Origin of the sequence: Achromobacter arsenitoxydans SY8, assembly GCF_000236785.1 — a bacterium.
GTDB lineage: Bacteria > Pseudomonadota > Gammaproteobacteria > Burkholderiales > Burkholderiaceae_B > Achromobacter > Achromobacter arsenitoxydans.
Genome location: NZ_AGUF01000035.1, coordinates 35,593 through 60,836, shown reverse-complemented (window position 1 = coordinate 60,836; position 25,244 = coordinate 35,593). Strand labels below are relative to the sequence as shown.

The window sequence follows — 25,244 nt, the reverse complement described above, 5'->3', positions numbered from 1 at the left end:
GACCTTTTGACATGACGACGATTTCTATCAATGGACAGCGGCTATGGCAGTCGCTGATGGACCTGGCCCGGATCGGCGCCACGCCCAAGGGCGGCAATTGCCGGCTGGCGCTGACGGCGCTGGACGGCCAGGGCCGCGACCTGGTCACGGGCTGGATGCGCGAAGCCGGCATGACGCTGCGCGTGGACCAGGTGGGCAACATCTTTGCCCGCCGCGCCGGCCGCAACAACGATCTGCCGCCGGTCATGACCGGCAGCCATATCGACACCCAGCCCACCGGCGGCAAGTTCGACGGCTGCTACGGCGTGCTGGCGGGGCTGGAAGTCATGCGCAGCCTGAACGACCACGGCGTCGTCACGGAGGCCCCGCTGGAGGTCGCCATCTGGACCAACGAGGAAGGGTCGCGCTTTCTGCCCGTGATGATGGGTTCGGGCGTCTTCGCGGGCAAGTTCCCGCTGGAAGTGGCGCTGGCCGCGCGCGACCACGACGGCAAGTCGGTGGCCGACGAGCTGGCCGCCATCGGCTACGCCGGGTCGGATCCGGTTGGGGGCCGGCCGGTGGGCGCGTATTTCGAGGCCCACATCGAGCAGGGGCCGATCCTGGAGCACGAGGAAAAAGTGGTCGGGGTGGTGACGGGCTCGCTGGGCGTGCGCTGGTATGACGTGTCCGTGACCGGCATGGAAATGCACGCCGGCCCGACCCCGATGCCGATCCGCCGCGATGCGCTGTACGCGTCCAGCTTCCTGCTGCAGGCCGTGGTCGGCATCGCCAACGACAACCAGCCCAACGGGCGCGGCACGGTGGGCGAAATCCACGCCCATCCGGGCTCGCGCAACGTCATTCCGGGTCAGGTGCGCTTCACGGTGGACCTGCGGCACGAGGACGAAGCCACGCTGGCCGCCATGGACGAGCGCTGGCTGGCCGCCTGCGCCGACGTCGCCGAACGCCACGGCGTGACGGTGGACGTCAAGCAGGTGCAGTACTTCCCGCCCACGCCCTTCGACCTGGACCTGGTGGGCAAGGTGCGCGACGGCGCGGCCCGCCGCGGCCTGGCCGCGATGGACATCGTGACGGGCGCCGGCCACGACGCCGTCTACATGGCCAGCGTCACGCCCACCGCCATGATCTTCGTGCCCTGCAAGGACGGCGTCAGCCACAACGAGATCGAGGACGCCAAGCCCGCCGACCTGGAAGCCGGCTGCAACGTGCTCCTGGACGCCATGGTCGCACGCGCCAACGACACGCAGGCCCGCGCATGAGCGCCCGCGACGCCGCCTGGTGGCGCGACCGCGCCGCAACCCTGGCCATCCGCGGGCAGGCCTACATCGACGGCGCGTACTGCGACGCCGCCGACGGCTCAACCTTCCCCGCCGCCAGTCCCATCGACGGCCGCAAGCTGGCCGACGTGGCCGCCTGCGGGCCCGCCGACGTGGACCGCGCGGTGGCGGCCGCCCGCCGCGCCTTTGAAGCCGGCGTCTGGAGCGGGCTGGCGCCACGCCAGCGCAAGGAACGCCTGCTGCGCCTGGCCGCCTTGATCGAGACGCACCAGGACGAGCTGGCCCTGCTGGAAACGCTGGACATGGGCAAGCCGATCCGCGACGCGCTGGCCTTCGACCTGCCGGAAACCGCCCGCTGCTATGCCTGGTACGCCGAGGCGATCGACAAGATCTACGACGAGATCGCGCCCACCGGCCCGGACGCCCTGGCCACGATTACGCGAGAAGCCCTTGGCGTGGTCGCCGCGGTGGTGCCGTGGAACTATCCGCTGATGATGGCGGCCTGGAAGGTCGCCCCGGCGCTGGCCGCGGGCAACAGCGTGATCCTCAAGCCGGCCGAGCAGGCCTCGCTGTCGGCCATCCGGCTGGCCGCGCTGGCCGAGCAAGCCGGCATTCCGCCCGGCGTGTTCAATGTGGTGCCCGGCCTGGGCGCGGTCGCGGGCCAGGCGCTGGGATTGCATCCCGACGTCGATTGCATCGCCTTCACCGGCTCCACCGCCACCGGCAAGCGCTTCATGGAATATTCAGGCCAATCGAACCTGAAGCGCGTCTGGCTGGAATGCGGCGGCAAGTCGCCGCATATCGTCTTCGACGATTGCCCCGACCTGGACCGCGCCGCCCAGGCGGCCGCGCTGGCCATCTTCTCCAACCAGGGCGAAGTCTGCATCGCCGGTTCGCGCCTGTACGTGCAGGACGGCATCTACGACGCCTTCATGGACACGGTGGCGGCCTGCGCCGCCACCCTGCAGCCCGGCGATCCGCTGGACCCCGCCACCGCCATGGGCGCCATGGTGGACGAGCGCCAGATGCGCGGCGTGCTGGACCGTATCGCCGCCGGCAAGGCCGAAGGCGCAAGCCTGCGGCTGGGCGGCGGCCAGGCCCGAGGCGCCACCGGCGGCTACTACATCGAACCCACGATCTTCGACTGCGCGAGCCAGGACAGTTCGCTGGTGCGCGAGGAAATCTTCGGCCCGGTGCTGGCGGCCCAGCGCTTCAGCACGGAAGACGATGCGATCCGCCTGGCCAACGATTCGGTCTACGGGCTGGGCGCCGGCCTCTGGACCGCGAACCTGTCGCGCGCCCACCGCCTGTCGCGCCGGCTGCGCGCCGGCCTGGTCTGGGTCAATTGCTACGCCGACGGCGACATTTCCGTGCCGTTCGGCGGCGTCAAGCAGTCGGGTTTTGGGCGCGACAAGTCGCTGCACGCGCTGGATAAGTATTCGGATCTGAAGACGACCTGGGTCAGTCTGGCGGTTTAAATCGGGGGAATTTTTGCCGGTTTATTTTCCGGTTTGTCTTACCCTCACGGCGCTTGCACGCCTACCTAGGCAGCGCCGGCGCCGGCGTCAGCGGGCCCACGGGCGGCTGGCCCGGGCGGGGCGGGATCGGGGGCAGCCATGATTTAGGCGCGCCTTTCAGGCCCGGCTGGTCCTGCGGTCTTGCGGGGGTCTGGGATGGATAGCGCGATCCCGGACACGACGTGCCCAGGCAATCGCGATTGATCTTGCCCGGATCCACTGTGCGCGGGCAATCGGTGCCCAGGCAGGTATCCGGCAGCGTGCGGGCCGATTGGGGCGGCTGCGGGACGGTGGGCAGCGGGTCTCGCGCCAGCACGGCGCCGCTAGCCAGCAAGGCTGACAGCGCCGCCACGGCAATCATGGATTTCATCGACAGGCTCCCACCGGGGTCGGGCCGGCCCGGGCGGGCCGCAGCCGTTCCCAGTGTGCGCCTGTCGACGGCCCCCGCGCAAGGCGGGGGCCTTGGCCGGGGTCAGTCCAGGCGGATGTCGGCGCTGGCCACGACCTTGGCCCAGCGCGCGCGCTCGCTGTTGAAGAACTGGGACAGTTCGGCCGAGTTCTTGGTGACGATCTCGGCGCCCTGCTCGTTCAATTGCGCGGCGACGTCCGGCTGGGTGACGATCTGCGCCATCAGCGTGGCCAGGCGCGCCGCCACCGGGTCGGTCATGTTGGCGGGCGCCATCACGCCCTGCCACGTGCCCGATTCAAAGCCGGACACGCCCTGCTCGGAGATCGTGGGAATGTCCGGCACCAGCGTCATGCGCTCTTTCTTCGAGATGGCGATGGGCCGCAGCTTGCCGGCCTTGATGTGGGGCAGCGTGGCCAGCAGACCGTTCATGATGATCTGCGTCTGCCCGCCGATCGTGTCCGTGACCGCCTGCGAGCCGCCCTTGTACGGCACGTACTCCCACTGGGCGCCGGTGGCCTGCTGCACCGCCACGGCGGCCAGGTGCGGCGCGCTGCCGATCGCGGTCACCGCGAAGTTCAGGCGCTGCTTCTTGGACAGCGCCACCAGGTCCTGCACGGTCTTGGCCGGGACGTCCGGATGCACGGCCAGCACGTGCGGCGAATAGGCCAGCATGCCGACGGCGCGCAGGTCCTTGGACGGATCAAAACTCAGCTTGGTGTAGACGGACGGGCTGATCGCCAGCGCGCCCACGTCGCACAACAGCACGCTGTGGCCTTCCTGCGCCGACTGCACCACGATGCCGGCGCCCAGGTTGCCGTTGGCGCCGGGCTTGTTCTCGACTACCACCGTCTGCTTGAGCACCTCTGCCAGCCGGGGCGCCAGGATGCGGGCAATGATGTCCGACGAGCCGCCGGGCGGGTAAGGCACGACGATGCGCACGGGCCGCGTCGGCCATTCCGACGATTGGGCCCAGGCCGGCACCAGGGGCGTCAGGCAAAGCGCCGCGGCGCTGCCCAGGAACTGTCTCTTGCTCGGGTTCATGCTGTCTCCACACTGTTTGGTATGTGTGCTGATTTGTCCGCGGCCTGGTGAGGCCGCGGCGGGATTCCTATGCCGCGCCGCGGGTCTCCACGTACAGGGCATAGAGTGAATGGCTGCTGGCCATGAACAGGCGGTTGCGCTTGGCGCCGCCGAAGCACAGGTTGGCGCAGCGTTCCGGCAGGCGGATATGGCCGATGGGCTTGCCGGCGGGGTTGAAGACCATGACGCCGTCCAGCTCTTCCGGCTTGGCGTCCGGCGAGCCGTTGCTGCCCCAGCCGCACCAGAGGTTGCCGGCCTCGTCGCACTTGATGCCGTCGATGGCGCCGGGCCCCTTCGCGTCGATATGCAGGCGCTTGCCGCTCAGGGCGCCGTCCGCGCCTACGTCAAAAGCCCAGACCACGCGGTTGGGCTGGTGGCGCGACTCGACCACGTAGAGCACCTTTTCGTCCGGCGAAAAGCACAGGCCGTTGGGTCCGGCCAGGTCGCCCAGGGCCAGCGTGACGCGGCCCGATCCCGGATCAATCCGGTAGACGGAATGCGGCAGCTCGGGCGTGGCTTTGTCGCCTTCCCAGTGCCCGCCGATGCCGAACGGCGGATCGGTGAACCAGATAGCGCCATTGCGCTGGCACACGATGTCGTTGGGCGAGTTGAAGCGTTTGCCGTCGTAGCGGTCAGCCAGCACGGTGATGCTGCCGTCGTATTCGGTGCGCGTGACGCGCCGCGTCAGGTGCTCGCACGTCAGCAGCCGGCCCTGGCGGTCGCGCGCCAGGCCGTTGCTGAAGTTGGCCGGATGGCGGAACACGCTGATCGCGCCGGTGGTTTCGTCCCAGCGCAGGATGCGGTCGTTGGGAATGTCCGACACCAGCAGATAGCGTCCGTCGCCGAACCACACCGGCCCTTCCAGCCAGCGAAAGCCCGTAGCCAGCTGTTCGACGCTGCTGCTGTAAATGCGGTACTTGGCGAACTCCGGGTCCAGGATGCGGACCGAGGGATCTGGATAGCGTTGCTGCGGGGTGAAACTGAAGGACTGCGCCTGCACCAGGCTGGCGGGTCCCAGGGCAAGCGCGGCGCCCAGCAGCCGGCGCCGGCCGGCTTGGACTTGGGGGTCATTCTCCATCGGCTGTCTCCTCTCTGTGGTGTTCTTTTCGATGGCGCTACGGAATGACGCTGGCGTCCGTCAGGTCACGGGACCTGGGTTGAACAGCGCCAGGGCGTTGTGCAGCTTGAGCTTTTCCGCACAGGTCTGCTCCTTGCCGCTGGCCACGTCCAGCATCAGGCGGAACAACTGCCAGCCCACTTCCTCGATCGAGGCCTGGCCGGTGGCGATCACGCCGGCGTCCACGTCCATCAGGTCATGCCAGCGCCGCGCCAGGGCTGACCGCGTGGCGACCTTGATGACCGGCACCTGGGCCAGCCCGTAGGGCGTGCCGCGGCCGGTAGTGAAGATGTGCAGGTTCATGCCCGCGGCCAGCTGCAGCGTGCCGCAGATGAAGTCGCTGGCAGGCGTGGCGGCGAAGATCAGGCCTTTGCGCGTGAGGCGGTCGCCCGGCGACAGCACGCCGTGGATCGGCGACGAACCCGACTTCACAATCGACCCCATCGCCTTTTCCACGATGTTCGACAGGCCGCCCTTCTTGTTGCCGGGGCTGGTATTGGCGCTGCGGTCGGCCATGCCGCGCTGCAGGTAGGCGTCGTACCAGGCCATTTCGCGGATCAGCGCGTCCGCCACTTCGGGCGTTTCCGCGCGCGCGGTGAGCTGGTCGATGCCGTCGCGCACTTCGGTGTTCTCGGAGAACATCACGGTGCCGCCTGCGCGCACCAGCAGGTCGGTGGCGAAGCCCACGGCGGGATTGGCGGTGACGCCGGAAAACGCATCGCTGCCGCCGCACTGCACGCCCACGGTCAGGTCGGACACGGGACAGGTTTCGCGCTTGCGGGCATTCAGCTTCTGCAGGTGGCGCTCGGCCGTGCGCATGATCAGTTCAATCATCGACTCGAAGCCGATGTTTTCTTCGTCCTGCAGAACGATGGTGTCCACGCCGTCCGCGGCGCCCATGCCCTCGCCCGCCCGGATGGGAATGGCGTTGGGGGCCAGCAGGCGTTCGGGCTGCAGCTTTTCGCAGCCCAGGCTGACCACCATGGACGTGCCGCCGAAGTTCGGATTGCGGGCAATGTTGTGCAGCGTGCGGATGGGAATGGCCGCGCCGGGCGCGTCGATGGCGACCCCGCAGCCATAGGTGTGTTCGATGCCGACCACGTCGTCGACGTTGGGGTACAGCGGCAGCAATTCGCGGCGGATGCGCGCGACCGCGTGTTCGACCACGCCCTGTACGCACTGCACGGTGGTGCTGATGGCCAGGATGTTGCGCGTGCCGACCGTGCCGTCGGCATTGCGGTAGCCCTGGAACGTATAGCCTTCCAAAGGCGGCAACGGCGCGACGCGGGTCGACACCGGCAGGTCCTCCAGCGTGCGCGCCGCCGGCATGGTGGTGACGCGTTCGTTGATCCAGCTGCCGCGCGGCAGCGCCTTGGCGGCGTAGCCGACCACCACGTTGTAGCGCACGACCGATTCGCCTTCGGCCAGGTCCGTCAGCGCGACCTTGTGCCCCTGCGGCACCGCGTCCACCAGCGTCAAGCCGTCGGGCAGGACGGTGCCCGCGGGCAGCCCGCCGTCGTTGGCGACGATGGCCACGTTGTCCTGGGGGTGAATCTTGATAAGCACTGGCGCCTGCTCTGCCGCAACCTGCATGAAGAATCCTTTTGCCTGATGGACGCCACCCTGCGCGCGTCCGGTACGTTATCGTACAACCAAGAGAATATCGCTGAAAGCCATCAGAAAGGAATTTCGGGTTTCCCCTTGTAAACACGTTGAATCATAGGGGCGCGAGTATTGAAACCTGGAAAATCATGTTGTACGATGACCTACCTTTTACACCACCGCATCCCGTCCGCAGCGCATTTCTCCGCCTGCGACGGCCATTTAGGGATGAGCGCGACATGACGACTCCGCAGGAACTCAAGAGCATCGTTTCGGAAGGATTGCTGTCCTTCCCCGTGACGGACTTCGACCAGAACGGCGACTTCAACGCCAAGAGCTACGCGGCCCGCCTGGAATGGCTGGCCCCCTACGGCGCCACTGCCCTGTTCGCCGCCGGCGGCACCGGCGAGTTCTTCTCGCTCGCGCCCCAAGAGTATTCCGACGTCATCCGCACCGCCGTCCAGACCTGCGCCGGCAAGGTGCCGATCCTGGCCGGCGCCGGCGGCCCCACCCGCACCGCCATCGCCTACGCCCAGGAAGCCGAGCGCCAGGGCGCCAAGGGCGTGCTGCTGCTGCCCCACTACCTGACTGAAGCCTCGCAGGACGGCATCGCCGCCCACGTCGAGCAGGTCTGCAAGTCCGTCAACATCGGCGTCATCGTCTACAACCGCGCTCAGTCCCGCCTGTCCGCAGACAGCCTGGCCCGCCTGGCTGACCGCTGCCCCAACCTGGTCGGCTTCAAGGACGGTATCGGCGACATCGAAGCCATGGTCCGCATCCGCCGCAAGCTGGGCGACCGCTTCTCTTACCTGGGCGGCCTGCCCACCGCCGAAGTCTATGCCGCCGCCTACCGCGCGCTGGGCGTGCCCGTCTACTCGTCGGCCGTCTTCAACTTCGTGCCCAAGATGGCCATGGAGTTCTACCGCGCCATCGCCGCCGGCGACAGCGACACCACCAACCGCCTGCTGGACGATTTCTTCCTGCCCTACCTGGAAATCCGCAATCGCAAGGCCGGCTACGCCGTCAGCATCGTCAAGGCCGGCGCCAAGCTGGTCGGCCACGACGCAGGCCCCGTGCGCGCTCCGCTCACCGACCTGACTGGCGAAGAGCTGGAAATGCTCGGCGCGCTGATCAAGAAGTCCGGCGCCCAGTAAGCACCGCCGGCACGCATTGCCTGCCCCCGATCCGGGGGCATTTTTTTCCCGGGACCGACCTGGCGCAAACGCGCCATCGGACCGGACGCGAATTTATTGGAGATGACCATGAACCTCACCGGCCAGATGTTGATCGGCTCGACCGCCCTGCTGGGCGCGGGCGCTGCCCAGCACGCCATCAATCCCGCCACGGGCGAACGCCTGGAACCCGCCTACCCCGCCGGCTCGACCGCCGACGTGGCGCGCGCGGCCGAACTGGCCCAGGCCGCGTTCGACCCCTACCGCGCCGCGCTGCTGGAAACGCGCGCGCAATTCCTGGAAAGCATCGCCGAGGGCATCCTGGCCCTGGGCGACGCGCTGATCGAGCGCGCGCACGCCGAAACCGGCCTGCCGCTGGCCCGCCTGCAGGGCGAACGCGGCCGCACCGTCGGCCAACTGCGTCTGTTCGCCCGCGTGGTGCGCGACGGCTACTTCCTGGATGCCACCATTGATCCGGCCCAGCCAGAGCGCCAGCCGCTGCCGCGCGCGGACCTGCGCCTGGCCAACGTGCCGCTGGGTCCGGTCGCCGTGTTCGGCGCCAGCAATTTCCCGCTGGCCTTCTCGGTCGCGGGCGGCGACACCGCGTCGGCGCTGGCCGCCGGTTGCCCCGTCGTCGTCAAGGCGCACAATGCCCACCCCGGCACGTCCGAGATGGTCGGCCGCGCGATCCAGCAGGCGGTCGCCAAGCACGGCCTGCCCGAAGGCACGTTCTCGCTGCTGTTCGGCGCGGGCAATGAAATCGGCACGGCGCTGGCCACCCATCCGGCCATCACCGCCATCGGCTTCACCGGCTCGCGCCGTGGCGGCCTGGCGCTGGTCGCCGCCGCCAATGCCCGCCCGGTGCCGATTCCCGTGTACGCGGAGATGTCCAGCATCAACCCCGTCTTTCTGCTGCCCGCCGCCCTGGAAGCCCGCGCCGAATCCATCGCCAAGGGTTTCGTGGATTCGCTGACAATGGGCGTGGGCCAGTTCTGCACCAACCCCGGCTTGGTTATCGGCATAGAAGGCCCCGCGCTGGACCGGTTCCGCCAGGCGGCCGCCGAAGCGGTCAAGGCCAAGGGCGCGGCCACCATGCTGACGCCGGGCATTTTCTCGGCCTACGAGCAAGGCGCGGACGCTTTGGCTCGCCACGCCAGCGTCTCCACCGTGGGCCGCGGCGAATCCTCCAATCCGGCCTGCAACGCGGCGGGCGCGGTGGTGTTCGGCGCCAGCGCCACGGAATTCCTGGCTTCGCACGAACTGGAAGCCGAGGTCTTCGGCCCGGCGTCGCTGGTCGTGGCGTGCAAGGACGCGGCGCAAGTGCAGGCCGTGGCCGAACACCTGGAAGGCCAGCTGACCGCCACGCTGTTCGTCGACGACGCCGATGTGGACGCCGCGCGCGCCCTGCTGCCGGTGCTGGAACGCAAGGCCGGCCGCATTCTGGCCAACGGCTACCCCACTGGCGTGGAAGTCAGCCACGCCATGGTGCACGGCGGCCCGTTCCCGGCCACCTCCAACCCGGCCTCCACGTCGGTCGGCGCCACCGCCATCCGCCGCTTCCTGCGCCCGGTCTGCTATCAGGACCTGCCCGACGCCCTGCTGCCTGACGGCGTCAAGCGCGCCAATCCGCTGGGCCTGACCCGCATGGTGGACGGCAAGCTGGCCAACGCCTGATCGCTGCGCGCGGGCGGCGTCCCTACGACGCCGCCCGCAGCCACTCCAGCAGATCGGCCTGCGGGCTGCCCGGCTGCAAAGGCTGCGGCGACAACAGGCAATAGCGGGATCCGTCCTCGACAAAGCCCATCGGCGCGGCCAGCACGCCGCTGTTCAGGTCGTCGCGCACCAGTTGCCACGGCCCGATCGCCACACCCAGGCCGGCAACCGCCGCCTGCAGACTGAAATAGAAGTGCTCGAAGACCTGCCCGGACGCATCCGGCGCAGGTTGGCTCGCGGCCGCCGCAAATATGCCCCACAAAAACCAACAATAATTCCGCACGCTATCAGACAACGCCTACAGCTTTTCCATGTCTCAGCCATTAGTCTTTATCCAGCACCGCCCCTTCGACGTAAGGCGACTTAAAGGACAGCGCAATGGGAAGACCAAGTTTCGTGCAGGGTACGCTCTTCTTGTCCATCGCCATCGCTTCGGTAGCGCCCTGGGGGTACGCGCAACGCGCCGAATCAACCCCCCCAGAAGCCTATAAACGCACCTACGCCCAGAACTACAAGGATATGGTGTTGGCAACATGCCTTACCAACGCCTATCAGTCTTCGCTCGATGCAGGAAAGGACATTGGCAGTTCGGTCAGCGCTTTGCGCGATTGGACTTACTACGACTTGGAACAGCACCCTGCCGCGGTCCAATCACTGATCAAGCGCTATTTGGCGCGCAACTACTTCAACCCGTTAGCCGAGGCAGAAATCAAGGATGTCCGCTTTGATTTTCTAAAGTGCTTAGACCTGTATCACGGAGAGGAGCTGGATTCTCTGGCTAAAGCGCTCGTCTTCGATCCCGACCAGACTAGCCAGCGAGCGAACGCTAAGCGCAAAGAATAGGCTACTGGCTGATCTGTTTTGGCAAGTGCCCCCGAAAGGTTGGGCCCCATCCAACTTTCGGGGGCAGTACACGTACCGCGTTGGCAGCATTTATCGTCCGCAGACCGGCCGCGTTGGCGGCACCCACGGACGGTTGCGCTTACTGCGCCTTCAACTTGCCATCGGCAATGATCTTGGCCCACTTGGCCTGCTCGCCCGCCTGGAACGACGCGAACTCCGCCGGCGAATTGGGCGTGTAGGCCAGGCCCAGGCCCTGCATCTTGGTGCTGACGTCCGGCTTCGCCACGATGGCGGCGATGGCTTTATTCAGCTTGTCGACGACGGCGGGCGGCGTGTTGGCCGGGGCGTAGATGGCCTGCCAGCTGCTCACGTCGAAACCGGCGACGCCCGCTTCCTGCATGGTGGGCACATCCGGCAGTACAGCGGTGCGCTTGGCGGACGTGACCGCCAGGGCGCGCACCTTGCCGCTCTGCACGTAGGGCAGCGCGACCAGCGCGGTTTCGAACGAGCTGGGAATCTGGCCGCCGATCAGGTCCTGAATGGCCGGCGCGCTGCCGCGGTATGGCACGTGCGTCAGGTGGGCGCCCGTCAATTGCTTGAAGACTTCTCCGGACAGATGTTGCGACGTGCCCTGCCCGGCCGAGCCGAAGGCGATGGTGTCGGGATTGGCCTTGGCGGCCGCCACCACTTCCTGCACCGTCTTGTAAGGCTGGTTCCCGCCGACCAGCAGCACGTTGGAAATGCTGCCCAGCAGAATGACGGGCGCGAAGTCCTTGGCGGCGTTGTAATTGATGCTTGGCAGCAGCGACGGATTGATCGCATGCGTGGCGATGGTGCCCAGCAGCAGGGTGTAACCGTCGGGCTTGGCCCGCGCCACCGCGTCCGCACCCAGCACGCCGCCCGCGCCGCCCTTGTTTTCGACCACGACAGTCTGCTTGAGCGTCGTGCCCAGTTCCTGGGCGATGAGACGGCCAAGGATGTCGGACGTGCCGCCAGCGGCAAAGGGAACAATCAGCGTAATGGCCTTGCCGGACGGCCAATCGTCGGCGGCGTGGACGGGGCCGGCGCCCAGGGCGGCAACAGCCAGGACTGCCGACAGGCGGCGCAACAGGGGGAATGCCTTCAAGCTTGTCTCCTAGAGATATGAGGATGTCGTTATTCTTGTACGTTGTCGTACGACATAGAGCCAGGAGAATAGCGTGATGCGTTCGCCAGTTCAATCTAGGGTAATTCCCGAATTCCCTATCTTAGTCAGCATCGTCATATGACAACTATTTGTTGAAATGCGTGTTGTGAACTCATCTTGTATGTTGTACGATGACATACATCATTGATTCAGCCTCACCCGATCACGCGGCATCCCCGCAATTTCTCCTTACCCCTTCTTTATTCGGAAGACAGCCATGACGACTCCCCAGGAACTGAAAGCCATCGTTTCGGAAGGATTGCTTTCCTTCCCCGTGACGGACTTCGACCAGAACGGCGACTTCAACGCCAAGAGCTACGCGGCCCGCCTGGAATGGCTGGCCCCCTACGGCGCCACCGCCCTGTTCGCCGCCGGCGGCACCGGCGAGTTCTTCTCGCTTGCGCCCCAGGAGTACTCCGACGTCATCCGCACCGCCGTCCAGACCTGCGCCGGCAAGGTGCCGATCCTGGCCGGCGCCGGCGGCCCCACCCGCACCGCCATCGCCTACGCCCAGGAAGCCGAGCGCCAGGGCGCCAAGGGCGTGCTGCTGCTGCCCCACTACCTGACCGAAGCCTCGCAGGACGGCATCGCCGCCCACGTCGAGCAGGTCTGCAAGTCCGTCAACATCGGCGTCATCGTCTACAACCGCGCTCAGTCCCGCCTGTCCGCAGACAGCCTGGCCCGCCTGGCTGACCGCTGCCCCAACCTGGTCGGTTTCAAGGACGGCATCGGCGACATCGAAGCCATGGTCCGCATCCGCCGCAAGCTGGGCGACCGCTTCTCTTACCTGGGCGGCCTGCCCACCGCCGAAGTCTATGCCGCCGCCTACCGCGCGCTGGGCGTGCCCGTCTACTCGTCGGCCGTCTTCAACTTCGTGCCCAAGATGGCCATGGAGTTCTACCGCGCCATCGCCGCCGGCGACAGCGACACCACCAACCGCCTGCTGGATGACTTCTTCCTGCCCTACCTGGAAATCCGCAACCGCAAGGCCGGCTACGCCGTCAGCATCGTCAAGGCCGGCGCCAAGCTGGTCGGCCACGACGCAGGCCCCGTGCGCGCTCCGCTCACCGACCTGACTGGCGAAGAGCTGGAAATGCTGGACGCACTGATCAAGAAGTCCGGCGCCGAATAAGATCTCCGCTCGCGAGACCCGTGACGCCCTCCGCCGGAGGGCGTTTTGCTTCTTGATGCAAAGAAAAGTTGGCGGATTCGCTGCCATATGTTGTCATATGGGTCGCTGCATTGCCGCGGCCGGACGCTTGCGCCCGGCTTGCCGACCCGGGCCGGACACCCGAGGGCGCGCAGCGTAACGCGTACACTTGCGGCTGCCCGCCCCGCGCGCAGCCATCCCCCTATAAGAGAGACAATGCAAACTCCTGCCCGGCCTCCCCGCTCACGCCTGACCGATTACGTCATCGAGGAACTGACCAAGCGCCTGGATGCGCGCCAGTACCGCGCGGGCGACAAGCTGCCTTCGGAACATGCCCTGTGCGACGAATTCGAGGTCAGCCGCACCGTCATTCGCGAAGCCGTGGCCTCCATGCGCCTGAGCGGCCGCCTGGTCAGCAAGCCCGGGATCGGCGTCTTCGTCACCGAAGACCGCGAAAAGCCCATCGACTTCGTGGTCGAACCGGCCACGGACCCGCGCTGGGCCCTGCACATCATGGAACTGCGCGCCGGCCTTGAAGTCGAGGCCTGTGGGCTGGCGGCGGAGCGCCGCAGCGCGGCCGACCTGAGCGGCATCGTTGAAGCCTTCGACGCCTTCAACCGCGCCACGCGCGACATGGAAGCCGCCGTCAAGGCCGACTATGAATTCCACCTGGCGATCGCCCGGGCGTCCAACAACCCGCACTTTCCCGCCTTGCTGAAGGCCGCGGTGCGCGACGTCATGCTGGACCTGAACATCAAGCACGGCGGCAAAACGCCCGACGAACTCGAAACCTACGAGACCCGCAACGTGCGCGAACACGAAGCCATCCTGACCGCCATCATGCGCCGCGATCCGGGCGCCGCGCGCGCCGCCATGGCCCGTCACCTGGGCGACAGCATCGCGCGCTACCGCAAGCTGCTCTCCACCTCGGCAGCCGAGTAAAGCCCTCCAAAACCCCTTCCCGTAGCGCGGATTACGGGAATCCCCTTACTTGTCTACTTGTATGACGGCTGCCATCATACGTCTTATTGGATAGCGCGATTCGCGGCCCTCTTTTTCCGGCTCGGCGCGCGCTGCCACCAGATCCACGCCGTACCTGTACCGCCGATGAGCCCGATACTTTCCCTACGCAGTACGTTCCACCGCTACGCCACGCGCATCCATCGGCGCGCCTCCTGACCGGTTCCCCGCCGGCCTCCCGCCCCACTCCCTTTCCCTAGACGTCCGAATGCGCGACGCCGATCTCCGACATGCCGGGGCGGCCCCCGCACGCCCGGCCGTTTCCGACCCCTGCTTTTTCAAGCACTTTCGACCCCAGGAGAACTCTCCATCATGCGTAAGTTTCTGAGCTCCGCCATTGCGGCGACCTTGCTGTGCGTCGCTTCCGGCGCACAGGCCGGCGTGACCTTCGACGCCGTCAAGAAAAAGGGCTTCCTGCAATGCGGCTTTGCCGGCATTCCCGGCTTCTCGGTGCTGGACAGCAAGGGCGAATGGACCGGCCTGGACGTGGATATGTGCCGCGCCGTCGCCGCCGCCATGTTCGGCGACGCCTCCAAGGTCAAGGGCAACGTGCTGACGGCCCAAGCCAAGTTCACCGCGCTGCAGTCCGGCGAGATCGACATGCTGTCGCGCAACACCACCCAGACGCTGACCCGCGACACCACGCTGGGCCTGATCGGCGTGGGCGTGAACTTCTATGACGCCCAAGGCCTGATCGTCAAGAAGTCGATGAACGTCAAGAGCGTGAAGGAACTGGACGGCGCCACCATCTGCGTGCAGCCCGGCACCACCACCGAACTGAACCTGGCCGACTACTTCCGCAGCCGCGGCCTGAGCTTCAAGCCCGTGCTGGTGGAGAACTACGACGAGAACTTCCGTCTGCTGGAGGCCGGCCGCTGCGACGCCTACACCAACGACAAGTCCAACACCGCCGCCAACATGCGCACGCGCCTGGCCAATCCGGACGACTGGGAAATCCTGAGCGAAAACCTGTCCAAGGAGCCGCTGGGCCCCATGGTGCGCCAGGGCGACGAACAGTGGTTCAACATCGTGCGCTGGTCGCTGAACGCGATGCTGGAAGCCGAGGAATACGGCATCACTTCCAAGAACGTGGACGAGATGCTCAAGAGCACCAACCCCAACATCCAGCGCATCCTGGGCGTGACGCCGGGCATGGGCAAGAACCTGGGCCTGGACGACAAGTGGGCCTACAACATCATCAAGCAGGTCGGCAACTACGGCGAAAGCTATGACCGCGCCATGGGCAAGGACAGCCCGCTCAAGCTCGACCGCGGCCTGAACAAGCTGTGGACCCAGGGCGGCCTGATGTACGGCTGGCCGGTGCGCTAAGCCCGCCCCACGCGGCCCCGCCAGACCCGGGGCCGCAGTCTTTTCTTTTTTTCCGGCGCGCGGGGAATCCCCGCACGCCCTCGCCTTTCTTTACGCAGCAACACCATGAACAGCATCGTCAACGCCCGACTCAAACAGATCAAACCCTCGCCCAGCATGGCCGCCAAGATCGTCGTGGACGAACTTCGCCGCCAGGGCCGCGAGATAGCGGACTTCACGCTGGGCGAGCCCGACATGCCCACGCCCGCCCACATCGCGCGCGCCGGCCAGGACGCCATCGCCGGCGGCGACATCCGCTACACCAGCCCCAACGGCACGGTCGGCCTGCGCCGCGCCATCGCCGACAGCCTGGAACAGGGACTGGGCGTGCGCTACGGCATGGACCAGATCGCCGTCGGCGCGGGCGCCAAGCAGATCATCGCCGCCGCCCTGACCGCCAGCCTGGAGCCGGGCGACGAGGTCATCGTCTGCGCGCCGTACTGGGTGTCGTATCCGGACATGGTGCTGCTCAACGAAGGCAAGCCCGTCGTCGTGACGGGCCCCGAATCGCAGGGCTTCAAACTGGACGCGGCCACGCTGGAAGCCGCCATCACGCCGCGCACGCGCTGGCTGATCCTGAATTCGCCCAGCAATCCCAGCGGCGCCGTCTACAGCGCCGAGGAACTGCGCGCGCTGACCGATGTGCTGCTGCGCCACCCGCAGGTCTGGATCCTGAGCGACGAAATCTATGCGCCCTTCTGCTATGGCGGCCAGGCGCACGCCTCCCCCGTGCAGGTCGAGCCCCAGCTCATCCCGCGCACGCTGATCGTCAACGGCATGTCGAAGTCCTACGCCATGACCGGCTGGCGCGTGGGCTACGGCGCCGGCCCCGCCGATCTGATCAAGGCCATGAGCACGGTCATGTCGCAAAGCACCTCGTGCCCCAGCGCGATATCCCAAGCGGCCGCGCAGGCCGCCCTGGAAGGCGATCAATCCAGCGTGTCGGAAATGGTCCAGATCTTCAAGGGCCGCCGCGACCTGATCGTGCGCCGCCTGAACGAGATCCCCGGCATCTCCTGCGCCATGCCTGACGGCGCCTTTTACGTATACGCCAACGTCCAGGGCCTGATCGGCCGCAAGGGCCCCGCCGGCGAACTGAAGACCGACCTGGACGTCAGCCTGTTCTTCCTGCGCGAAGCCGGCGTGGCGGTAATCGACGGCGGCTCCTACGGCCTGTCGCCCTACGTGCGCTTCTCGTTCGCGACCTCCACCGAGATCATCGAGCAAGGCATGGACCGCCTGGCGGTGGCGGTCAAAGCCCTGATGGCGGATTGAGCCGTGGCCCAGCACACCACCGCTCAATCCCCCATGCAGCGGCCGCCGCGCCGGGTCTCGTGGAACGATCCGGCCACGCGTGCGCTGGTCTACCAGGCCCTGGCCCTGGCGCTCGTCGGCGCCGGCGTCTGGTTCCTGGTGCACAACACGCTGCATAACCTGTCGTTGCGCAATATCGCCACGGGCTTCGGCTTTCTGAACCGCGAGGCGGGCTTCGCCATCGGCGAGTCCGTCATTGCGTACACGCCAGCGGACACTTATGGCCGCGCCATCTTCGCGGGCGTGCTGAATACGCTGCGCGTGGGGCTGCTGGCCCTGGTGGCCGCAACCATCCTGGGCGTGTTCATCGGCGTGGGCCGGCTGTCCAAGAACTGGCTGGTCGCCAAGATCACCTCGGTGTACGTCGAGGTGATGCGCAACGTGCCCCTGCTGCTGCAGCTGTTCTTCTGGTACGCGCTGATCACCGAAAACATGCCGGGTCCGCGCCAGGCGCACAACCCGCTGCCGGGCGTGTTCATCTCCAACCGCGGCCTGAAGGTGCCGGGGCTGGAAGGCGCGTCGCTGGACTGGATGCTTGGCGGCCTGGGTCTGGCCATCGTGGCCATCCTCCTGCTGGGCCACTGGGGCGCCAAGCGCCAGGAAGCCACGGGGCAGCCGTTTCCGCTGGGCCGCGCCGCCATCGGCCTGCTGCTCGCCCTGCCGGCGCTGGGCTGGCTGGCCGGCGGCGCATCGCTGACCCTGGACATGCCGGCCCTCAAGGGCTTCAACTTCGTCGGCGGCCTGACCCTGACGCCGGAGTTCGTCGCCCTGTTCCTGGGCCTGACCGTCTACACCTCGGCCTTCATCGCCGAAGTCGTGCGCTCGGGCATCCAGGCGGTCAGCAACGGCCAGTGGGAAGCCGCGGGCTCGCTGGGACTGCCGCGCGCCAAGGTGCTGCGCCTGGTAATCCTGCCGCAGGCGCTGCGCGTCATCATCCCGCCGATGACCAGCCAGTACCTGAACCTGCTCAAGAACAGCTCGTTGGCCGTGGCCATTGGCTATCCGGATATCGTGTCGGTAGTGAACACCACGCTGAACCAGACGGGCCAGGCCATCGAAGGCATTCTCATCATCATGGGCGCGTACCTCACGGTCAGCCTGTCGATCTCGATATTCATGAACTGGTACAACAAGCGCATCGCGCTGGTGGAGCGTTGACATGAGCAACACCACGCAAACCCTGGCCGCCCCGCTCCCGCCGCCCGCCGCCCAGACCGGCGCATGGGCCTGGATGCGGTCCAGGCTGTTCTCGTCGCCGCTGAACATCCTGATCACCGTGCTGCTGGCATGGTGCCTGTTGATGGCGGCGCCCGCCCTGGTCGAATGGGCCTTCATCAAGGCCAACTTCGATGCGGCCAACGCCCAGGAATGCCGTGCAAGCGGCGGCGCCTGCTGGGCCTTCATCATCGAAAAGCACCGGCTGATCCTGTTCGGCACCTATCCGTTCGATGAGCAATGGCGGCCGCTGATCGCCACGCTGATCCTGATTGCGGTCATCGTCGCCAGCGGCATGCGCCGCTTCTGGAACGGCAAGCTCGCGCTCATCTGGACGCTGGGCCTGGCGGCCGTGGCGGTGCTGATGTGGGGCGGCGTGTTCGGCCTGAGCTACGTGGAAAATTCGCGCTGGGGCGGCCTGCCGCTCACGCTGATCCTCGCCACGTTCGGCATCGCCTTCGCGTTCCCCTTCGGCGTACTGCTGGCTCTGGGCCGGCGTTCGAAAATGCCGGCCATCAAGGCGCTGTGTGTCGTGTACATCGAGCTGATCCGCGGCGTGCCGCTCATCAGCCTGCTGTTCATGTCGTCGGTGATGCTGCCGTTGTTCCTGCCGGAAGGCTTCACCATCGACAAGCTCCTGCGCGCGCAGATCGCGATCATCATGTTCGCGGCGGCCTATATCGCCGAAACGGTGCGCGGCGGCCTGCAGGCCATTCCCAAGGGACAGTACGAAGGCGCGGACTCGCTGGGCCTGAACTACTGGCAGCAGATGCGCAAGATCATTCTGCCGCAGGCGCTCAAGATCGTGATTCCGCCGATGGTCAGCATCTTCATCGCCCTGTTCAAGGACACCTCGCTCGTCGTCATCATCGGCATTTTCGACCTGACGCTGGCGGCCAAGGCAGCCTTGTCCGACGCGGCATGGCGGGGTTTCGGCGTGGAGGCCTACCTCTTTATCTCGCTGATCTACTTCGTCTTTTGCTATTCCATGTCCAAATACAGCCGCGCGCTCGAGCAGCGCCTGGCCACCGGGCACGCCCGGTAAACCTGAAGGAGACCCGGCATGTCTGATGCCATCATTCGTCTGCAGGGCGTGAACAAGTGGTACGGCCAGTTCCACGTCTTGCGCAACATCAATCTGGAAGTCGCCCAGGGGGAACGCATCGTCGTGTGCGGGCCCTCGGGCTCGGGCAAGTCCACCATGATCCGCTGCATCAACCGGCTGGAAGAGCACCAGAAAGGCCAGATCATCGTCGACGGCACGGAGCTCACCAACGACCTCAAGCACATCGAGACGATCCGCCGCGAAGTGGGCATGGTGTTCCAGCACTTCAATCTGTTCCCGCACCTGACGGTGCTGGAAAACCTGACGCTGGGACCGATGTGGGTGCTTAAGCAATCCCGCGCCAAGGCGGAAGCCACCGCCATGAAGTACCTGGAGCGCGTCCGCATCCCCGACCAGGCCGGCAAGTTTCCCGGCCAGCTGTCGGGCGGCCAGCAGCAGCGCGTGGCGATCGCGCGTTCCTTGTGCATGAACCCCAAGGTCATGCTGTTCGACGAGCCCACGTCCGCGCTGGATCCGGAAATGGTGAAGGAAGTGCTGGACGTAATGGTGACGCTGGCCCAGGAAAGCGGCATGACCATGATTTGCGTGACGCACGAAATGGGCTTCGCGCGCAAGGTCGCCAACCGCGTGATCTTCATGGACAAGGGCGAGATCATCGAAGAAAACAATCCCGACGCGTTCTTCGATAACCCGCAGAACGAGCGGACCAAGCTCTTCCTGAGCCAGATCCTGCACTGAGCCCATCCAGGCATGAGGCCCGGGAAGGCCGCCGCGCGCTGGCGGCTTCCCGGTCGCCTCGAAAGTGCGTGCATCAACGCCCAAACCGCCTTTCCGAGGCGGTTTTTTTTCGCCTTCTTTCGGCGCACAGCCCACGCCGAAAGAACCAGAACCCCGCGCAATCCACTCGATCCCCCACGAATACGCATGAGTGATTTGGTTATGCCGCCAGCGGCCCCGGGGCCGGCGATCAAAAAACAGATATGGGCATGAGAATTCAATCGTTCTAGCGCGCCGGCGCATCGGCCAGACTGCGTGCTTCTCAAAGCGCATACAGGAACACCGATGTCCCTTCCTTCAGTCACCGGCCTGGACCACTACATCATTCGGGTCAACGACCTGCAGGCGGCGACCGACCGCTACGTCAAGCTGGGATTCAGTTTGGCGCCGCAAGGCCGGCACCATCGCGGCACACGCAACCAGACCATCATCCTGGATGCGAACTATCTGGAACTGCTGACCTTTCCCGAGGATCTCAAAGCGCAATCGCGCTTTGGCGGCTTTGACGACGCGTACGAAGGCCCCGTGGCCACCGCGTTGCAGACCACGGACAGCACGGCCGTCCACGCGGAGCTGGCGCGCCTGGGCATTGCGGCCGAGCCGCCTGTCAGCGGCGGCCGGCCCGTGCACCTGCCTGAAGGCAGCGAAGACGCGGCATGGAACAACACCCAGTTTCCCGCGGGCCTGCTGGGCGTGCCCGACTTCTTTACCTGCGGCCACCTCACCCGCCACCTGGTCTACCGGCCCGAGTGGCAGGACCACGCCAACGGCGCGCGCCGCATCGAATCGCTGATCGCCTTGCACCCGGAACCGCAGTCGCTGCGCGCCGGGTATGAACGCGTGTTCGGCGCCATCTCCACAAGCGACCTGCCGGATGGCGGCCTGCAGGTGCGGCGCGGCAGCCTGCGCATCGACTTCCTGACGCCCGCCGCTTTCGAGCTGCGCTATCCGCGCGTGCGCGTGCCGGCCGGGCTGCCGGCGCAAACCCAGGGCGGCTGGTTCGCGGGCTCGGTCATTGGCGTGCGCGACCTGGCCAAGACCCGCGCGCTCTTCGACGCCAATCAGGTGGACTATCGGACTAACGCGCGCGGCGAACTGGTGGTTGCCCCGGCCGATGCGGGCGGCGCGCTGCAGGTCTTCGTGCAAGAGGCCTGACGTGAGCCAGACCTTGCCAGACTACTGGGACTGTTTCGCTGCCGATTACGCGGCCGCGCGGCGGGCGTTCGTGGACGACGCCGCCGCGCGCGGCGCGGCCCTGTTCCGCTACGAACACCCGGCTTTGAAGGATTCGCAAGGCGAGCCACTGAGCGTGGACGTCGCGGTGCTGGGCCGGCGCGACGCGCCCCGCACGCACCTGGCGCTCAGCGGCACGCACGGCCTGGAAGGCGCGGCCGGATCCGCGGTGCAGCGCGCCTGGCTCAATGCGGATGGCGGGCGCCCCTTGCCGGACGACGTCAACGTGGTGCTGGTGCACGCGCTGAACCCCTACGGCTATGCGCACGACACGCGCACCACCGAGAACAACGTGGACCTGAACCGCAACTTCGTCGACCACACCCGCCCTTACCCCGCCAACCCCCATTACGCCGCGCTGCATCCGCACCTGATCCCCGCGCAATGGAACGAGGCGACGCTGGACGCGGGCGCTCAGGCGCTGGACCGGTTCAAGGAAACGCACGGCGCCGACGCGCTGTTCAACGTCACCGCCAGCGGCCAGTACACCCACCCCGATGGGCTGGTCTACGGCGGCCAGGGTCCGGAATGGTCCAACCGCACGCTGCGCCGCATCGTTGACGAGCACCTGGCGGCCAGTGAGCGCGTGGCGTTCATCGACTGGCACACCGGCATCGGCGAATACGGCGAGCCCTTCTTCCTGTGCTTCAACAGCGAAGGCAGCCCCGAGCAGGCGCAGGCCGCCAACTGGTGGGGCGCGCAGCGCGTGCGCGACCAGCGTCCGCACGGGCTGGCCCGCCCCGACTATCAAGGGCTGGTCTTTCGCGGCGTGCAGCAGGCGCTGGGCGACCGGCCGCTGGCCGGCGCGGTCGTCGAGTTCGGCACGCGCGGCCTGCAGATGCGGCCGGCGCTGCGCCTGGACCAGTGGCTGCGATTCAAGGCGCCCCAAGCCCCCGACGCCGCGCGCGACGCGCAGCTGCGCGCCGACCTGGTCGATGCCTTCGTGCCCGTGTCCAGCGTGTGGCGGCGCAGCGTGGTCGCGCATGGCCTGCACATCACGCGCCAGGCCATCGACGGCGTGGCCGGCTGGTGACCCTCTTCAATTCAACCCACTCTTTATCTGGCATTCATGAAAGCGATTGTTCTGCGTGAGCATGGCGGCAACGAAAACCTGCGCCTGGAAACCCAATTCCCCGATCCCGTGGCGGGCCCCGACGACGTGGTGATCCGCGTCCGGGCGTCGTCCCTGAACTACCACGACGTCTTCACCCGCCGCGGCATGCCCGGCATCAAGCTGCCCTTCCCGGTCATCATCGGCCTGGACGTGGCTGGAGAGATCGTCCAGACGGGCGCCAACGTGCGGGACTGGAAGGCCGGCGACCGCGTGCTGGTCGACCCCATTGACCGGGTGGACGGCGGCCTGGTCGGCGAAACCATCCACGGCGGGCTGGCCGAGCTGTGCCGCGTGCGCGCGCACCAGCTGCTGCGCCTGCCCGACGAAGTCAGCTTCGAACAGGCCGCGGCGCTGCCGGTGGCTTACGGCACCGCCCTGCGCATGATGAACCGCATCGGCCAGGTGCAGGCCGGCGAAAAGGTGCTGATCCTGGGCGCCAGCGGCGGCGTGGGCGTGTGCGCCGTTCAGTTGGCCAAGCTGGCGGGCGCCGAGGTCATCGCCTGCGCCGGCACGCCCGAGAAGGGAGAAGCGCTGCGCGCCCTGGGCGCCGACCACATCATCCTGTACACCGAGGAAGACTTCCTGAAGGCCGTGCAGGAGCGCTTCGGCAAGCCCTCGCGCCGGCGCGGCGGCAAGCCGGGCGGCGTGGACGTGGTGGTGAACTTCACGGGCGGCGACACCTGGGTCAAGTCTTTGCGCTGCCTGCGCCTGGGCGGACGCCTGTTGACCTGCGGCGCGACCGCCGGCTTCGATCCCAAGGAAGACCTGCGTTACATCTGGACCTTCGAACTGCAAATCCGCGGCTCTAACGGCTGGGACCGCGAAGACCTGCACGAGCTGCTGGCGCTGGTGCGCGACGGCAGGCTGCGCGTGGAAGTGGACCGGGTCTGGCCGCTGGAACAAGGGGCCGAGGCGCTGGCGTCGCTGGAAGACCGCAAGATCGTCGGCAAAGTGCTGGTGGCGTCATGAGCGCGCTGCTGAACGCCGAACAGATTCAGGCGAAATTCGACGGTTCGCCTTTCATCGCCTGGCTGGGATTGTCGGTGCGCGACGTGAACCACGAACAGGGCGAGCTGACGGTGCTGGCGCCCATGCGGCCCGAATTCGAGCGCGGCGCGGCCAGCGGCCAATGGCATGGCGGCCCGCTGGCAGCCGTGATCGACACCGTGGGCGACTTCGCGGTGGGCATGCTGCTGGGCCGCGGCCTGCCCACCATCAATTTCCGCGTGGACTACCTGCGCCCCGCCGTGAACACGGCGCTGACCGCCGTGGCGCGCGTGCGCCGCAACGGCCGCAGCGTGGGCGTGGCCGACGTGGACCTTTACAACGACCAGGGCGCGCTCGTGGCCATCGGCCGCGCCACCTACGCCACGCTCAGCCAAGGCTGAGCCGGGCAACCGAACCAGGAACTTCATCATGAACAACACCACGCGCCCCGCACGGCGCTCTTTCCTTACGCGCACCGCCACAGGCGGCATAGCCGCCGCCGGCCTGGGGCTGGGACTGGCGCCCCGCGCGCTGCTGGCGGCCACCGACCGGCCCGGCTCCGATGCCGGCCCCGCCCGCCGGGGCGGCACGCTGGTCGCCACGTGGGGCGGCCTGGAACCGCAGGCGCTGTTCGTGCCCGGCGGCGGCGGTTCCAGCCCGTTCCAGACGTCCACCAAAATCCTGGAGCGCCTGCTCAAGCTGGACGCGGACCTGAAGTTCCAGCCCGCGCTGGCCCTGTCTGTCACGCCGTCCGGCGATTACCGCAGCTACACAATCAAGCTGCGCGAAGGCGTCACCTGGCACGACGGCGCGCCGTTCACGTCCGCCGACGTGGTCTACAACGTGCTGCAGCACTGGAAGCCGATCTCGGCCGGCATCGCGCTGAAGTCGCTGACGGACGCCACGGCGCCGGATGCGCACACCGTGGTGCTGACCTTCAATGCGCCGGTGCCGGAGTTCTTCCTGAAGTCGACGCTGTCCGGCCAGTACCAGCTGCTGGTGCCCAAGCACCTGTACGACGGCAAGGACCTCATCACCAACCCGCTGAACAACACGCCGGTAGGCACGGGCCCCTGGAAGTACGGCAAATGGGTGCGCGGCAGCCACGTCGAATACCTGCGCAACGACAAGTACTGGAACCCGGCCCAGCCCAACCTGGACAAGCTGGTGATCCGCTGGTGGGCCGACCCCGCCTCGCGCGGCGCGGCGCTGGAAACCGGGGAACTGGGCCTGGCCTATTCCAACCCGGTGCCGGCGCGCGACATCGACAGGCTGGTCAAGACCGGCAAGGTGGTCGTCGACACCCGCGGCTACCAGAACACGGCGTGGACGGTGACGGCGGAATTCAACCAGCGCCGCGACATCGTCAACCGGCGCGAGGTGCGCCAGGCCATCCTGCACGCCATCGACCGCCAGTTCATCGTCGACACCATCTACTACGGCCGCGGCAAGCCGGCGATTGCGCCCATTTTCAGCAGCAATCCGCTGTTCTTCACCGAGGACGTGCCGCGCTATCCCTTCGACCCGAAGAAGGCCGCCGCCCTGCTGGACGCAGCCGGTCTGCCCGTCAAGGACGGCAAGCGCTTCACCGTCAACTTGCTGGCCGCCGCCTGGTTCGAGGAAAACGCCAAGCTGGGCCAGTACCTGAAGCAGGCGCTGGAAGACGTGGGCATCGCGGTCAAGCTCGATTCCGTGGACCGCGCCACCGCGCTCAAGCGCATCTACGGCGATTACGACTACGACATCGCCGTGTCCAACTTCACGTCGCCGCTGGAGCTGGTGCCCACGGTGACGCAGTTCTTCACCACTGACGGGATTGTGCGCGGCGCCGCCTTCCGCAACGCCACCGGCTACTCCAGCCCCGAGATGGACGCCATCGTCGGCAAGCTGGCCGTCGAAACCGAGCCCGAGGCCCGCCGCAAGCTGGCCGCGCAGTTTGCCCGCCTGGCGTCCACCGACGTGCCCATCGTGCCGCTGGTCGAGATCCAGTCGTTCACGCTGGCCGGCAAGAACGTGCGCAACTTCACCACCGGCGCCAACGTCCAGGGCGAGACCCTGGCCGACGTCTGGCTGCAGGCCTGAGT

General features: G+C 67.0%; 22 protein-coding genes and 1 pseudogene. 17 read left to right on the top strand and 6 right to left on the bottom strand.

Annotated features, from left to right (window positions below; all coding sequences use genetic code 11):
* The first annotated feature begins 11 nt into the window (after positions 1-11).
* A complete protein-coding gene (locus tag KYC_RS08420) occupies positions 12-1,259 on the top strand; it encodes a Zn-dependent hydrolase (RefSeq protein ID WP_008160945.1) in 1,248 nt (415 codons plus the stop codon).
* A complete protein-coding gene (locus KYC_RS08415) occupies positions 1,256-2,755 on the top strand; it encodes an aldehyde dehydrogenase (RefSeq protein ID WP_008160943.1) in 1,500 nt (499 codons plus the stop codon). Before KYC_RS08420 ends, KYC_RS08415 begins: the two co-directional genes overlap by 4 nt.
* A gap of 61 nt (positions 2,756-2,816) precedes the next feature.
* On the opposite strand, the gene KYC_RS08410 is transcribed toward KYC_RS08415, so the two are convergent.
* From KYC_RS08410 to garD, 4 genes are all read right to left on the bottom strand, one after another.
* A complete protein-coding gene (locus KYC_RS08410) occupies positions 2,817-3,164 on the bottom strand; it encodes a hypothetical protein (protein WP_100148271.1) in 348 nt (115 codons plus the stop codon).
* Between the two features lie 102 nt (positions 3,165-3,266).
* On the bottom strand, positions 3,267-4,244 hold the full coding sequence (locus KYC_RS08405) for a Bug family tripartite tricarboxylate transporter substrate binding protein (RefSeq protein WP_008160939.1): 978 nt from the start codon (positions 4,242-4,244) through the stop codon (positions 3,267-3,269).
* 67 nt (positions 4,245-4,311) lie between these two features.
* Positions 4,312-5,361, bottom strand: a complete 1,050-nt coding sequence (locus tag KYC_RS08400; protein ID WP_008160936.1) for an SMP-30/gluconolactonase/LRE family protein — start codon at positions 5,359-5,361, stop codon at positions 4,312-4,314.
* A gap of 60 nt (positions 5,362-5,421) precedes the next feature.
* Positions 5,422-6,993 (bottom strand): galactarate dehydratase, encoded by a 1,572-nt coding sequence (gene garD, locus KYC_RS08395; protein ID WP_008160934.1) that lies wholly within the window; start codon positions 6,991-6,993, stop codon positions 5,422-5,424.
* Positions 6,994-7,241: 248 nt separating this feature from the next.
* Between garD and kdgD (KYC_RS08390) the strand changes: the two genes are divergently transcribed.
* Positions 7,242-8,156 carry a 5-dehydro-4-deoxyglucarate dehydratase gene (gene kdgD, locus KYC_RS08390; protein ID WP_008160932.1) on the top strand — a complete coding sequence of 305 codons (915 nt, stop codon included), beginning with the start codon at positions 7,242-7,244 and terminating at the stop codon, positions 8,154-8,156.
* A gap of 108 nt (positions 8,157-8,264) precedes the next feature.
* Entirely contained in the window at positions 8,265-9,848 is a 1,584-nt protein-coding gene (locus tag KYC_RS08385; RefSeq protein ID WP_008160930.1) for an aldehyde dehydrogenase (NADP(+)), read from the top strand.
* Between the two features lie 22 nt (positions 9,849-9,870).
* On the opposite strand, the pseudogene KYC_RS08380 reads toward KYC_RS08385, so the two are convergent.
* Positions 9,871-10,146: pseudogene (locus KYC_RS08380) on the bottom strand (LysR substrate-binding domain-containing protein); the annotation flags it as partial.
* A gap of 155 nt (positions 10,147-10,301) precedes the next feature.
* Between KYC_RS08380 and KYC_RS08375 the strand changes: the two are divergent.
* Positions 10,302-10,730, top strand: coding sequence for a type VI secretion system amidase immunity protein Tai4 (locus KYC_RS08375; RefSeq protein WP_238531902.1), 429 nt, complete (start codon positions 10,302-10,304; stop codon positions 10,728-10,730).
* Between the two features lie 139 nt (positions 10,731-10,869).
* On the opposite strand, the gene KYC_RS08370 is transcribed toward KYC_RS08375, so the two are convergent.
* Complete coding sequence (locus tag KYC_RS08370) at positions 10,870-11,856, bottom strand: Bug family tripartite tricarboxylate transporter substrate binding protein (protein WP_008160924.1); 987 nt, start codon at positions 11,854-11,856, stop codon at positions 10,870-10,872.
* 277 nt (positions 11,857-12,133) lie between these two features.
* Between KYC_RS08370 and kdgD (KYC_RS08365) the strand changes: the two genes are divergently transcribed.
* The 12 genes from kdgD (KYC_RS08365) to KYC_RS08310 all read left to right on the top strand — a co-directional run bounded on the left by kdgD (KYC_RS08365) (position 12,134) and on the right by KYC_RS08310 (position 25,242).
* Positions 12,134-13,048 (top strand): 5-dehydro-4-deoxyglucarate dehydratase, encoded by a 915-nt coding sequence (gene kdgD / locus KYC_RS08365; protein ID WP_008160922.1) that lies wholly within the window; start codon positions 12,134-12,136, stop codon positions 13,046-13,048.
* A gap of 234 nt (positions 13,049-13,282) precedes the next feature.
* Entirely contained in the window at positions 13,283-14,008 is a 726-nt protein-coding gene (locus tag KYC_RS08360; protein WP_008160918.1) for a FadR/GntR family transcriptional regulator, read from the top strand.
* Between the two features lie 390 nt (positions 14,009-14,398).
* The gene (locus tag KYC_RS08355; protein ID WP_008160916.1) at positions 14,399-15,415 is read left to right on the top strand and encodes an amino acid ABC transporter substrate-binding protein; all 1,017 of its coding nucleotides are present in this window, start codon (positions 14,399-14,401) and stop codon (positions 15,413-15,415) included.
* Between the two features lie 105 nt (positions 15,416-15,520).
* Positions 15,521-16,729 carry an aminotransferase class I/II-fold pyridoxal phosphate-dependent enzyme gene (locus KYC_RS08350; protein ID WP_008160913.1) on the top strand — a complete coding sequence of 403 codons (1,209 nt, stop codon included), beginning with the start codon at positions 15,521-15,523 and terminating at the stop codon, positions 16,727-16,729.
* 33 nt (positions 16,730-16,762) lie between these two features.
* On the top strand, positions 16,763-17,926 hold the full coding sequence (locus KYC_RS08345) for an amino acid ABC transporter permease (protein ID WP_008160911.1): 1,164 nt from the start codon (positions 16,763-16,765) through the stop codon (positions 17,924-17,926).
* A gap of 1 nt (position 17,927) precedes the next feature.
* On the top strand, positions 17,928-19,028 hold the full coding sequence (locus KYC_RS08340; RefSeq protein WP_008160909.1) for an amino acid ABC transporter permease: 1,101 nt from the start codon (positions 17,928-17,930) through the stop codon (positions 19,026-19,028).
* 18 nt (positions 19,029-19,046) lie between these two features.
* Positions 19,047-19,787 carry an amino acid ABC transporter ATP-binding protein gene (locus tag KYC_RS08335; RefSeq protein ID WP_008160907.1) on the top strand — a complete coding sequence of 247 codons (741 nt, stop codon included), beginning with the start codon at positions 19,047-19,049 and terminating at the stop codon, positions 19,785-19,787.
* A gap of 324 nt (positions 19,788-20,111) precedes the next feature.
* Positions 20,112-20,981, top strand: coding sequence for a VOC family protein (locus KYC_RS08330; protein ID WP_008160905.1), 870 nt, complete (start codon positions 20,112-20,114; stop codon positions 20,979-20,981).
* Between the two features lies 1 nt (position 20,982).
* Positions 20,983-22,092 carry a M14 family metallopeptidase gene (locus KYC_RS08325; protein WP_008160904.1) on the top strand — a complete coding sequence of 370 codons (1,110 nt, stop codon included), beginning with the start codon at positions 20,983-20,985 and terminating at the stop codon, positions 22,090-22,092.
* Positions 22,093-22,128: 36 nt separating this feature from the next.
* Positions 22,129-23,142: a quinone oxidoreductase family protein gene (locus KYC_RS08320; RefSeq protein ID WP_008160901.1), complete on the top strand. Its 1,014-nt coding sequence runs from the start codon at positions 22,129-22,131 to the stop codon at positions 23,140-23,142.
* Positions 23,139-23,561 (top strand): PaaI family thioesterase, encoded by a 423-nt coding sequence (locus KYC_RS08315; protein WP_008160898.1) that lies wholly within the window; start codon positions 23,139-23,141, stop codon positions 23,559-23,561. The genes KYC_RS08320 and KYC_RS08315 overlap by 4 nt, the downstream gene beginning before the upstream one ends.
* A 28-nt stretch (positions 23,562-23,589) precedes the next feature.
* On the top strand, positions 23,590-25,242 hold the full coding sequence (locus KYC_RS08310) for an ABC transporter substrate-binding protein (RefSeq protein WP_008160896.1): 1,653 nt from the start codon (positions 23,590-23,592) through the stop codon (positions 25,240-25,242).
* Positions 25,243-25,244 lie beyond the last annotated feature (2 nt).

Coding starts and splice junctions, on each gene's coding strand:
- KYC_RS08420 (WP_008160945.1), top strand. CDS start 12: ATGACGACGATTTCTATCAATGGACAGCGGCTATGGCAGTCGCTGATG.
- KYC_RS08415 (WP_008160943.1), top strand. CDS start 1,256: ATGAGCGCCCGCGACGCCGCCTGGTGGCGCGACCGCGCCGCAACCCTG.
- KYC_RS08410 (WP_100148271.1), bottom strand. CDS start 3,164: ATGAAATCCATGATTGCCGTGGCGGCGCTGTCAGCCTTGCTGGCTAGC.
- KYC_RS08405 (WP_008160939.1), bottom strand. CDS start 4,244: ATGAACCCGAGCAAGAGACAGTTCCTGGGCAGCGCCGCGGCGCTTTGC.
- KYC_RS08400 (WP_008160936.1), bottom strand. CDS start 5,361: ATGGAGAATGACCCCCAAGTCCAAGCCGGCCGGCGCCGGCTGCTGGGC.
- garD (WP_008160934.1), bottom strand. CDS start 6,993: ATGCAGGTTGCGGCAGAGCAGGCGCCAGTGCTTATCAAGATTCACCCC.
- kdgD (WP_008160932.1), top strand. CDS start 7,242: ATGACGACTCCGCAGGAACTCAAGAGCATCGTTTCGGAAGGATTGCTG.
- KYC_RS08385 (WP_008160930.1), top strand. CDS start 8,265: ATGAACCTCACCGGCCAGATGTTGATCGGCTCGACCGCCCTGCTGGGC.
- kdgD (WP_008160922.1), top strand. CDS start 12,134: ATGACGACTCCCCAGGAACTGAAAGCCATCGTTTCGGAAGGATTGCTT.
- KYC_RS08360 (WP_008160918.1), top strand. CDS start 13,283: ATGCAAACTCCTGCCCGGCCTCCCCGCTCACGCCTGACCGATTACGTC.
- KYC_RS08355 (WP_008160916.1), top strand. CDS start 14,399: ATGCGTAAGTTTCTGAGCTCCGCCATTGCGGCGACCTTGCTGTGCGTC.
- KYC_RS08350 (WP_008160913.1), top strand. CDS start 15,521: ATGAACAGCATCGTCAACGCCCGACTCAAACAGATCAAACCCTCGCCC.
- KYC_RS08345 (WP_008160911.1), top strand. CDS start 16,763: ATGCAGCGGCCGCCGCGCCGGGTCTCGTGGAACGATCCGGCCACGCGT.
- KYC_RS08340 (WP_008160909.1), top strand. CDS start 17,928: ATGAGCAACACCACGCAAACCCTGGCCGCCCCGCTCCCGCCGCCCGCC.
- KYC_RS08335 (WP_008160907.1), top strand. CDS start 19,047: ATGTCTGATGCCATCATTCGTCTGCAGGGCGTGAACAAGTGGTACGGC.
- KYC_RS08330 (WP_008160905.1), top strand. CDS start 20,112: ATGTCCCTTCCTTCAGTCACCGGCCTGGACCACTACATCATTCGGGTC.
- KYC_RS08320 (WP_008160901.1), top strand. CDS start 22,129: ATGAAAGCGATTGTTCTGCGTGAGCATGGCGGCAACGAAAACCTGCGC.
- KYC_RS08315 (WP_008160898.1), top strand. CDS start 23,139: ATGAGCGCGCTGCTGAACGCCGAACAGATTCAGGCGAAATTCGACGGT.
- KYC_RS08310 (WP_008160896.1), top strand. CDS start 23,590: ATGAACAACACCACGCGCCCCGCACGGCGCTCTTTCCTTACGCGCACC.